The sequence below is a fragment of the Candidatus Edwardsbacteria bacterium genome, assembly GCA_018821925.1.
Taxonomy (GTDB): domain Bacteria; phylum Edwardsbacteria; class AC1; order AC1; family EtOH8; genus UBA2226.
On record JAHJLF010000006.1, the window covers coordinates 1 to 8,376 of the forward strand.

The following is an 8,376-nucleotide window of genomic DNA, read 5'->3' on the forward strand; positions in this document are numbered from 1 at the left end:
TATTAATTGGCGCAGTAGAAATTATAAATGGCGGTATAGAATCACTGCTAAAAGAAATATTTGCAATAATTAAAATCAATATTGCAAAGATGGGGTTAACCTTAATTGATTTCATTTTTTACTCCTTAATATTTATTATATACATTTTATACTACTTTCTCCAACTTAACAAGAGGCCCTGAATATTTATTTTTACAAATGACAAGCCCCGCTTTACAGCGGGGCTTATTGCTAGCAATCGTAATACATCTCAAATTCAAACGGATGGGGCCGCAGATTGAGGGCCGCCACTTCTTTTGATTTCAATCCGATCCAGGTATCTATCAGATCCTTGGTGAAAACTCCCCCCTCCAATAGAAATTTGTGGTCCTTTTCTAAAGCTTGTAGTGCGTCTGACAACGAGGTCGGCAGGGTGGGGATCTTCTCCAGCTCGGCCTTGGGGAGGCTGAACAGATCCTTGTTCAGGGGTTGGCCGGGATCTATCTTATGTTTGACCCCGTCCAGTCCGGCCATCAGCATGGCGGCAAAGGCCAGGTATGGGTTGCAGGTAGCATCCGGTGGACGGAACTCGTAACGCATGGTTTTGGGATCGGTCAAATATCCGGGAATACGAACCGCCGCGGTACGGTTGCCCACCGAATAGCTGGCCCGAACGGGTGCCTCATATCCCGGAACCAAACGGCGATAGGAATTGGTGGAGGGGTTGGTAAAGGCCAACAGGGCCGGGGCGTGTTTTAAAAGTCCGCCCAGATAATACATCGCCAACTGCGACATGTGGGCCAGGCCGTCTTTTTTGTAAAACAGTGAGTATCCGTCCTTGGCCAGGTACTGGTGGACATGCATCCCGTTGCCGGGCTCGCCCAGCATCGGCTTGGGCATGAAAGTGGCAGTCATTCCCGCCTTGTACGCCGCATTATGAACCAAATATTTTACCAGCATACTGCGGTCGGCCATCTTGGTCAGGGTGTCGAACATCACTTCTATCTCCAGCTGGCCGGCCCCGCCTACTTCGTGATGGTGGTATTTGACCGGCACCCCGCATTTCTCCAGGGTCAGGCACAGAGCCGAGCGGAAATCGAAGGAACTATCTTGGGGCGGGACAGCGTGGTATCCCCCCTTGTGGGCCATTTTATATCCCAGGTTGGGGTTCTCATCCCGTCCGGTATTCCAATCGGCTTCCCGGGAATCAACCTGATAGAAGCTGTTCTGAGGGAGGTTGGCATAACGCACCGAATCGAACAGGTAGAATTCAAACTCCGGCCCCCAGTAGCTTTCGGGCGCGGCGCCGGAGGATTTCAGATATTTCTCGGCTTTCTCGGCCACATACCGCGGATTGCGCTCGAACTTCTGTCCGGTGGCCACGTCTATCACGTCGCCGATAAAGGTCATGGTCGGCAGTTCGGTGAAGGGATCCATGAACCCGGTCTCGGCGATGGGGATCACGATCATATCCCCGGCCTTGACCTGGGTAAATCCGGCCACGCTGGAGCCGTCAAAGCCGATGCCTTTGCCCCTTTCGAACAGTGATGGATTCAGCTGGTGGGCCGGAACCGTGATCTGGTGCCACTTCCCCAGCAGATCTACAAACTTTACCGAAACGAATGTCACCTTGTTCTTTTTGGCGAACTCTATTACCTGTTTCATGGTCATGGTCTGTTCTCCAATTTGTTGATTAAATATTTTAATCGGTAATTTTAAAAATGTTTATATCCCTGATCGGGCACCTTGACGTTCTTGAGGTCGCGTCCGATCATTCTTACTCCGTTGCCTTTGATAACCTGGCCGATGATGGAACATGGCGTTCCAGCTCTGCTTAAAATGATCTTGGCCTTGACCGCCTGCCTGGCCGGCAGGGTAAAAAGTAACTCGTATTCCTCTCCGCTGTACAAACAATATTCCAGGGGATCTTTTTTAAGGCTATTGGCCGCGGTGATGGCCTCATCGGCCACAGGTAATGCTCCCTGATCTATTAGGATCCCCACCCGGCTCTCCCGGGCAAGATGATGTAGCTCCGAAGCCAGCCCGTCGGAGATGTCTATCATGCCGTGCAGTTTAAACTTTGATGCCAGCAGCTGGGCTTCTTTGACCCTGGGTTCAGGCCTCAGATGCTTTTTAAATAATTTTGTATTTTGATTTCTTGCCCTGAGCGTTGTCGAAGGGTTGATTTTTGATATTAAAAGGTCCAGCCCCGCCTGCGATGCCCCCAGAGATCCGGTGACCAGGATCGCGTCCCCGGCTTTGGCCCCGGAGCGGAGCCCGATGTTATTTTTTCGACCTTCTCCGTAAACCGCTATAGTCAAAGACAGCTGCTTGCCGGAAATCGTGTCTCCACCGCAAATCGCCACTCCGTACTTTTTCGCCAGCTTCCTCATCCCCGCGTACAGTTTCTCAATATCTTTCAATCTGATATCCCGCGGAATTGTGATGGACACCACCGCCAATACCGGCCTGCCGCCCATGGCGGCGATATCAGAAAGATTGGCGGCCATTGCCTTGTGGCCCAGATCCTCAAAGGAGGTATAAGAAAGATCAAAGTGGACATTATCCACCAGGGTGTCGATGGTCAGCAGTCCGGCCCGGGTCTTGTCTATGGCAAAGACCGCCGCATCATCCCCTATCCCGGCGATGATGTCCTTGTTCATGGTCTGATATCTTTTTTTTATGATATCGATGAGCCCGAACTCGCTCATCCCGACCCGGTTTCTCTTCATTTCCTTATGATCCTCTTATAGAACGCTGGTCGCCTATCTTTGAACAGATCATTCACAGGAGTGATCCTTTTATTATCTGCCATTGCCGGGTCTATGTCCACGATACTCACAGTCTCCTTATCGGCCGGCGCCCGGCTGAGCACCCGGGCATTCGGCCCGGCTATGACGCTCTGTCCGATGAATTTCAGATCGTTGCCGCCGCGGCTCTCCCGGCCAATGCGGTTGGCGGTGACGGTAAATACTCGGTTCTCCAGCGCCCGCACCGGCATTGAATCTGGGCAGTAGGGAAGAACCAGGTTGGCCGGATGACATATAACCTGCGCCCCCTGCAGGGCTAAAGAGCGGGCCGCTTCGGGGAAGATCCAGTCGAAGCAGATCATCATTCCTATTTTGACCTGGCCGACGGAGAAGACCTTGAACCCGGTATTGCCGGGAGAGAAATATTTTTTCTCGTTGCCGAATAGGTGGGTTTTGCGGTAGACATCTATTTTGCCGCTGGGCCTGACCAATACGGCCGAGTTGTATATTTTACTGCCCTCCTTTTCGGCAAAGCCGGCTACGATATTTATTTTGGTTCGCTTAGATATTTCCTTGAAATAATTGACGGTTTTGCCTCGGGTTGTCTCGGATAATACCCGGACCTCTTTTTTAGAGATAAAATTGTAGCCGGTGGTGCATAATTCCGGCAAAACTAATAGGTCGGCCTGACGCCGGCCTATCAGTCGTTCGATCCGCGACAGATTTTTATCGACCTGTCCGAAAGCGGGATTGAATTGTGCAAAACCGATTTTCATTTTGATGACACTTACCTTTTATTACTTCTATCATTCCCTCGTCCAGAATGACGAATTCCTAATATTTCTATACATTAAATTTTATGTTCAGTATATCCCCGTCCTTGACGATATACTCCTTGCCCTCCAGACGAACGTAGCCCTTCTCCCTGGCCCCGGCATAGCCGCCGGTCTCGATAAGGTGGTCGTAGCTAACCGCCTCGGCCCGGATGAAACCCCGCTCCAGGTCGCTGTGGATGGCCCCGGCCGCCTGGGGGGCCTTGGTATTGGCCGGGATGGTCCAGGCACGGCATTCATCCTCGCCCACCGTAAAGAAATTTATCTTGCCCAGTAATAGGAAGGAAGTTCGGATCATCTTGTTTAAAGCCGGCTCCTCTATCTTGAGCTCGCTGAGGAACTCCTTGGCCTCTTCATCGGACATCTGGGCAATGTCCATCTCGATGGACCCGCATAATGGCGTTATGGTCTCCCCGGTCTGCTTCTCAAATTCAGCGGCGACGGCGGAAGGATCAGCGCCCTCCGGATAGTTCAGCACCAGCAGGATCGGCTTTTCGGTCAGAAGTTGAAAACTGCGCAAGGCCTTTGATTCCTCGGGGCTGAGGCCCAGCATCCGGATTGGTTTCTCCCCCTCCAGGTGGACGCGGCATTTGTCCAGCAGGGCCAGCTCCTTCTCCAGTTCCGGTTTTTTGATCTTTCCCAGGTCCTTCTTCACCTTCTCTATCCGGCGTTCGATCATGGCCATGTCGGAAAGCAGCAGCTCGGTGGTGATGGTGGTATAATCGTCTAACGGGTTGGCTTTGCCCTCGGCTCCGTCAAAGCCGCGCAGGACCAGAATGACAGTGTCCATGCCATGCATTTGGGTCAGGAATTCCGTGCCCAATCCGCCGTGGCCGGAGGCCCCCTTGGACATGCCCCCGATGTCCACGTAGGTGATGGTGGCCGGGACCTTTTTCTTGGGATTGAACATGGCGGCCAGTTTCTCCAGCCGGGGATCCGGCATTTTCACCACCCCGATGTGCACCTCGCACCCGGTGGAGTATTCGCCCACCTTGACACAGGATTTGGTCAGGGCGTTGAAGATGGTGGTCTTGCCCGATTGGGGCAGTCCGATTATTCCTAGTTGCAATTATTTTCTCCACATAAAATTATTCATCTTCCATATCATCATACAAATGCCTGCCCCGCCAGAAATAGAGGAGGAACCGGAACAGCCCGTATCCCAGCAGCAGCCCGGTGATCATCCAGAACTTTTTCTGCATGGGGTTGAAATCGTAAATATACCGCATGATCAGGAATGCCAGCCCCAACAGAATTATGATGGCGCTGGAAGTGATATTGAACCACCAGCGGATCTTTCGTCTTTTTTTTTCTACTTCGTTTATCATTTGTCTAATCGCTTCCTAAAAAGAGAAAACAGGTCGTGATCCTAAAAGAACCACGACCTTCGGGTTGTTTTACCGTATTATCGCGTGCAGCGATTTCAGGAACGGCGCTATCACCAAAGCCACCACGCTCATCAGCTTGATCAGAATATTCAATGACGGTCCGGCCGTATCCTTGAATGGATCGCCCACCGTATCGCCCACCACCGCCGCCATGTGGGCGCTGGATCCCTTGCCCCCGTGCTGTCCGCACTCAATATGCTTTTTGGCATTGTCCCAGGCACCGCCCGAGTTGGACATGAAGATGGCCAGCAATACTCCGCTGACAGTGACGCCGGCCAGCAGGCCGCCCAGGGCCTCGATGTTCCACAGCCCGAAGACCACCGGAGTTACCACCGCCAGCAGACCAGGCAGGATCATTCGCTTTATGGCCGCCGCAGTGGAGATATCCACGCACTTGGCATAGTCGGCCTCGACGCCTTCCCTGCCTTCAAGCAGGCCGGGGATCTCCTTGAACTGACGGCGTACCTCGGCCACCATCTCGAAGGCTGCCTTGCCTACCGCCTGCAGGGCCATGGAGCTGAACAGGAATGGCAGCATGCCCCCCATGAACAGCCCGGCGATGACCTCGGGCTTGGAGATATCGATCACTTTGATCCCGACCGTCGCCTGGTAGGCCGAGAACAGAGCCAGAGCGGTCAGGGCCGCCGAACCGATGGCAAAGCCTTTGCCGACGGCCGCAGTGGTGTTGCCAACTGCATCCAGTTTATCGGTGCGCTCCCGCACCTCAGGCGCCTGGCAGCTCATTTGGGCGATGCCCCCGGCGTTGTCAGCTATCGGGCCGTAGGCGTCCACCGCCAGCTGGATGCCGGTGGTGGTAAGCATTCCCACTGCGGCGATGGCGATGCCGTATAATCCGGCAAACTGGTAGGCTGCCACTATGGCTATGGAGATGCAGGTCATCGGCAGGGCAGTGGACATCATCCCCAGGGCCAGCCCGCCGATGATGGTGGTGGCCGGACCGGTCAATGCCTGCTTGGCTATATTCCTGGCCGGGCCTCTGGATTCCGAAGTATAATATTCGGTCAGCAGGCCGATGGCGATGCCGGACACCAGCCCGACCACCACCGCCCCGAAGATCCCGCCGGCGGTCAGGGTGATCAGGGTGCCGGTGGGATTGGCGCTGAAATTGACGGCCTCCGGCACTAACCATTTTATCACCGGATACATGAAGATGATGGCCAGAGCCCCGGCCCCGAAAGTGCCGAGATTGAGGGCCTTCTGGGGATCACCGTTGTCCTTCATCCGGACCACAAAGGTTCCCAGGATGGAGACGCCGATGCCCAGGGCGGCCAGTACCAACGGCAGCATAATCAGGTTGATGCTGTAGAAAACCCCCAGCACCATGGCGCCCACGATAGCGCCCACATAGGACTCGAACAGATCGGCTCCCATGCCGGCCACGTCGCCCACATTGTCACCCACGTTGTCGGCGATAACCGCCGGATTGCGGGGGTCGTCCTCGGGAATCCCGGCCTCCACCTTGCCCACCAGATCGGCGCCCACATCGGCCGCCTTGGTGTAGATGCCCCCGCCCACCCTGGCGAACAGGGCGATGGACGAAGCGCCCAATGAAAATCCGGAGATCACCGACAGCAAGCGGGCCAGTTGAAACTCGTCACCGGTGCCGAAGCCGAAAGCCTTGGTATATAACAAAAAAAGGATCGCCAGGCCTGCCAGTCCCAGGCCCACCACCGACATGCCCATCACCGTACCGCCGGAAAAGGCCACCAACAGTGCTTTGGGCAGCCCGGTCTTGGCGCCCTGAGTGGTACGAACATTGGCTTTGGTGGCCACCTTCATCCCGAAATAGCCGGCCAATCCGCTGCAGAAGGCACCCACCACAAAGGATAGCGCCACTAATGAGCTTGAGCCCTCCTGTTTCATGTTGATCAGTCCCAGAAGAATGGCCACCACCACCACAAATATGGCCAGCACCCTGTATTCGCGTTTGAGGAAGGCCATGGCCCCTTCGCGGATATGCCCGGCAATCACTTTCATTTTGCCGTCCCCGGGATCCTGGCGGTTCACCCAGGAAGCCTTGAAAAATGCGAACACCAGGGCGGCGATCCCGCCCGCCAGTGAGATGATCAACAATTTATCCATACAAAAATATCCTTAGCTGTTGTTAATTGCTGAGCCGTATTATTGCGGCCCCAGGTTGATGATTCAATTTGTTATTTTACCAAAGAACCGACCCTTTTTTCAATGTTTTTATTGTCCGGCAATTCAGCAGGAGCTAACGTTTTATCAGATGGCCGTTCACTATGGTCATCACCGCCCGGCCCTTAAGCTTATATCCCTTGAACGGAGTGTTCCGGCTTTTGGATCTGAACTTAGCCGGATCCACCACCCATTCCGCATGAGGATCGAATATGGTCAAATTCGCGACAGCCTTTGGTTCTATGGCATTCTCTATCTTCAGTATCCTGGCAGGATTTACGGCCATCTTCTCTACCAGTTGCGAGGCGGTAAGAATGTTCTTCTCCACCAGATGGGTCCAGCAAAGGCCCAACGATGTCTCCAGCCCCAGCATCCCGCAGGGGGCCTGGTCGAACTCCACCTCCTTCTCTTCAGATGAATGGGGGGCATGGTCGGTGGCTATGCAGTCGATGGTACCGTCCTTGAGGGCGTCGATGATAGTCATCAGGTCGGCCTTACTACGCAGCGGCGGGTTGACCCGCATCATGGAATCGTAGCCGATCACCGCCTCCTGGCTCAGGATGAAATACTGGGGGCAGGTCTCGGCGGTCACCTTGATCCCGGCCCGCTTGGCCCGCCGGATGATATCCACCGTCTCGGCGCAGGAGACGTGGGCGATATGGACCCGACCCCCGGTCAGGTCGGCCAGCATCACGTCCCGGGCGGCCATGGCGGCCTCGGCGGCATTGGGGATCCCCCTTAAGCCAAGTTTGGTGGCCAGCGCCCCCTCGTTCATGGCGCCGTCGGCCGACAGGAATTTGTCCTCGCAGTGGGATATCACCGGGATGTCGAACATCCGGCAGTAATCCAGCGCCCGGCGCATCAGGTTGGAGTTGGTAACCGGCTTGCCGTCGTCGGATATGCCTACGATGCCGGATTGATACATGTCGCCGATCTCGGCCAGCTCCTCGCCCAGCGATCCCTTGGTGATGGCGCCCACCGGGTAGACCCGGCATTCGGGGATCTGCCGGGATCTGATGAATTGCACCAGCCCCTGGCTGTCTATTACCGGCTGGGTGTTGGGCATGCAGGCGATGGCGGTGAAGCCGCCGGCGGCGGCGGCCCGGGAGCCTGAGGCGATGGTCTCCTCGTCCTCCCGCCCCGGTTCGCGCAGATGGACATGCATATCCACCAGGCCGGGGAAGACATGCTGCCCTTTGATGTCAATTACTTCGGCCTGGGCGTTATCTATCTTGGCTTCGATCCCGGTGATCCGGCCGTCCTCGA

Annotated in this window: 7 protein-coding genes; all 7 read right to left on the minus strand. The window is 55.1% G+C overall.

The genetic code is table 11. From position 1 onward, the window contains the following. Window positions 1-231: 231 nt before the first annotated feature. Complete coding sequence (gene glnA, locus KJ869_00360; GenBank protein ID MBU1575643.1) at window positions 232-1,650, minus strand: type I glutamate--ammonia ligase; 1,419 nt, start codon at window positions 1,648-1,650, stop codon at window positions 232-234. Between the two features lie 44 nt (window positions 1,651-1,694). Next, window positions 1,695-2,711 carry a thiamine-phosphate kinase gene (gene thiL / locus KJ869_00365; GenBank protein ID MBU1575644.1) on the minus strand — a complete coding sequence of 339 codons (1,017 nt, stop codon included), beginning with the start codon at window positions 2,709-2,711 and terminating at the stop codon, window positions 1,695-1,697. Then, window positions 2,708-3,505, minus strand: coding sequence for an acyltransferase (locus KJ869_00370; protein MBU1575645.1), 798 nt, complete (start codon window positions 3,503-3,505; stop codon window positions 2,708-2,710). Before KJ869_00370 ends, thiL begins: the two co-directional genes overlap by 4 nt. Before the next feature lie 67 nt (window positions 3,506-3,572). Next, complete coding sequence (ychF, locus tag KJ869_00375) at window positions 3,573-4,631, minus strand: redox-regulated ATPase YchF (GenBank protein MBU1575646.1); 1,059 nt, start codon at window positions 4,629-4,631, stop codon at window positions 3,573-3,575. Window positions 4,632-4,650: 19 nt separating this feature from the next. Then, on the minus strand, window positions 4,651-4,890 hold the full coding sequence (locus KJ869_00380) for a hypothetical protein (GenBank protein ID MBU1575647.1): 240 nt from the start codon (window positions 4,888-4,890) through the stop codon (window positions 4,651-4,653). A 69-nt stretch (window positions 4,891-4,959) separates the two neighbouring features. Then, on the minus strand, window positions 4,960-7,053 hold the full coding sequence (locus KJ869_00385) for a sodium-translocating pyrophosphatase (protein MBU1575648.1): 2,094 nt from the start codon (window positions 7,051-7,053) through the stop codon (window positions 4,960-4,962). Between the two features lie 133 nt (window positions 7,054-7,186). Further along, window positions 7,187-8,376, minus strand: a 1,190-nt coding sequence (locus KJ869_00390; protein ID MBU1575649.1) for a dihydroorotase, incomplete at its 5' end; no start/stop codon positions are given.

What these genes read in the sequence shown, in the direction of transcription:
- thiL (MBU1575644.1), bottom strand. Translation starts at nt 2,711, where the DNA reads ATGAAGAGAAACCGGGTCGGGATGAGCGAGTTCGGGCTCATCGATATC.
- KJ869_00385 (MBU1575648.1), bottom strand. Translation starts at nt 7,053, where the DNA reads ATGGATAAATTGTTGATCATCTCACTGGCGGGCGGGATCGCCGCCCTG.
- KJ869_00370 (MBU1575645.1), bottom strand. Translation starts at nt 3,505, where the DNA reads ATGAAAATCGGTTTTGCACAATTCAATCCCGCTTTCGGACAGGTCGAT.
- glnA (MBU1575643.1), bottom strand. Translation starts at nt 1,650, where the DNA reads ATGACCATGAAACAGGTAATAGAGTTCGCCAAAAAGAACAAGGTGACA.
- KJ869_00380 (MBU1575647.1), bottom strand. Translation starts at nt 4,890, where the DNA reads ATGATAAACGAAGTAGAAAAAAAAAGACGAAAGATCCGCTGGTGGTTC.